Origin of the sequence: Methylibium sp., from assembly GCF_013817365.1 — a bacterium.
GTDB lineage: Bacteria > Pseudomonadota > Gammaproteobacteria > Burkholderiales > Burkholderiaceae_C > Methylibium.
The window spans coordinates 1-2,305 of the sequence record NZ_JACDCU010000549.1 but is presented as its reverse complement, the minus strand read 5'-3'; the positions used below and the strand labels follow the sequence as shown (position 1 = coordinate 2,305).

2 protein-coding genes are annotated in these 2,305 nt (G+C 66.2%); both read left to right on the top strand.

Annotated features, from left to right (window positions below; all coding sequences use genetic code 11):
* A partial coding sequence (locus H0W38_RS21125; RefSeq protein WP_292457900.1) for a M23 family metallopeptidase occupies window positions 1-530 on the top strand: 530 nt, incomplete at its 5' end.
* A gap of 244 nt (window positions 531-774) precedes the next feature.
* On the top strand, window positions 775-2,305 hold a 1,531-nt coding region (gene secA, locus H0W38_RS21120; RefSeq protein ID WP_292457898.1), incomplete at its 3' end, for a preprotein translocase subunit SecA.

The following is a 2,305-nucleotide window of genomic DNA, read 5'->3' as shown; positions in this document are numbered from 1 at the left end:
CATTGACGCAGCTCGGCCGGGAACTGGCCCTGATCGACGAGCAGGCCGATCGCAGCAACGACATCTTCACCCTGGCCGAGTCACGCCTGTTGGAAACCCGGCTGCTGGCGCTGATGGTGCCCAGCTCGGCACCGGTGCCCGGGCCGATCGGCTCGGGCTTCGGCTTTCGCTCCGACCCCTTTACCGGGCGCGGCGCCCTGCACACCGGCCTGGACTTCCCGGCCAACACCGGCACGCCGATCCAGGCGGCTGCCGGCGGGGTGGTACGCAGTGCTGAGCGGCACCCGCAGTACGGCCTGCTGGTCGAGCTCGACCATGGCAACGCCCTCGTGACCCGCTACGCTCATGCGTCCAAGCTGCTCGTGCAGGCCGGCGACCTCGTCAAGCGCGGGCAGACGATTGCGCACGTGGGCAGCACCGGCCGCTCGACGGGCCCGCATCTGCACTTCGAAGTGATGGTCGAGGGTGTGCATCAGAACCCGGCGAAGTTTCTGGCGCGCGCGCGGGCGCAGGTTACGGCGCGGCGCTGAGCAGCGCAGGCCTGCGCCGCGCGGCGCCCACAGCGGGACTCGGGGCCTTGCCGGCCGGGTCTGCAGCAAGGCCGGTGCTAAACTTTTGCGCTCTGAACGGCGCCAAGCAAGCGCCGCTCTTCTTATTCCGGGAACTGCCCTCAGTTGACCGAATGTCTGCGGGATGCTCCGGCCCGCGGCGCGCGCAACGGCCCGATGCCGGCGCGCACCCCCGGCGGTGCCGATCCCGAACAACTTTGCACGCATGTTGCCCAAGCTTCTTACATCGATTTTCGGTAGCCGCAACGAGCGCCTGCTCAAGCAGTACCGGCGCGTGGTCGAGCAGATCAACGCGCTCGAGCCGCAGTTCGAAAAACTCTCCGACGCCGAACTGCGCGAGTGCACGACCGCGCTGCGCGAGCGCGTTGACAAGGGCGAGACGCTCGATGCCCTGCTGCCCGAAGCCTTCGCTGTGGTGCGAGAGGGCAGCAAGCGCACGCTGAAGATGCGTCACTTCGACGTGCAGCTGATCGGCGGCATGGTGCTGCACGACGGCAAGATCGCCGAGATGCGCACCGGCGAGGGCAAGACCTTGATGGCGACGCTGCCGGTGTACCTGAACGCGTTGGCCGGCAAAGGCGTTCACCTGGTGACCGTCAACGACTACCTGGCGCGCCGCGATGCCGAGTGGATGGGCCGGCTGTACAGCTTCCTCGGACTCACGGTGGGCGTGAACACGGCGCAAATGACGCGCGAGGACAAGCAGGCCGCCTACCGCTGCGACGTCACCTATGGCACCAACAACGAGTTCGGCTTCGACTACCTGCGCGACAACATGGTCCACGAGGTTGCCGAGCGCGTGCAGCGCCCGCTCAACTTCTCGATCGTCGACGAGGTCGATTCCATCCTGATCGACGAGGCGCGCACGCCGCTCATCATCAGCGGCCAGGCCGAAGACCAGACCGAGCTTTACCTCAAGATCAACGCGGTGGTGCCCGGCCTCAAGAAGCAGATCGGCGAGGCCGATCCGCGCACCGGCGAGGGCGTGATCGAGCCGGGCGATTTCACTGCCGACGAGAAGACGCATCAGGTCTTCCTCACCGAAACCGGCCACGAGCGGGCCGAAGAACTGCTGTCGCAGGCCGGTCTGCTGGCCGAGGGCGCGAGTCTGTACGACGCCGCCAACATCACGCTCATGCATCATCTCTATGCGGCGCTGCGGGCCAGGCACCTGTTCCACCGTGATCAGCACTACGTCGTGCAGCAGGGTCCGCAAGGCGGAGAGATCGTCATCGTCGACGAGTTCACCGGCCGCCTCATGACCGGGCGGCGCTGGAGCGACGGCCTGCACCAGGCCGTGGAGGCGAAGGAGGGCGTGCACATCCAGCCCGAGAACCAGACGCTCGCTTCCATCACCTTCCAGAACTACTTTCGCATGTACGTCAAGCTGGCCGGCATGACGGGCACCGCCGACACCGAGGCCTACGAGTTCCAGGAAATCTACGGTCTCGAGACGGTGGTGATCCCCCCCAACAAGCCGACCGCGCGCATCGACGAGTTGGACCTCGTCTACAAGACTTCCCGCGAGCGTTACGACGCGGTGGTCAAGGACCTTCAGGATTGTTTCGAGCGCGGCCAGCCCGTGCTGGTGGGCACCACATCGATCGAGAACTCCGAGCTGATCTCCACGCTGCTCGAAAAAGTCAAGCTGCCGCACGAGGTGCTCAATGCCAAGCAGCACCAGCGCGAGGCGGAAATCATTGCCCAGGCCGGCCGACCCAAGGCAGTGACGATCG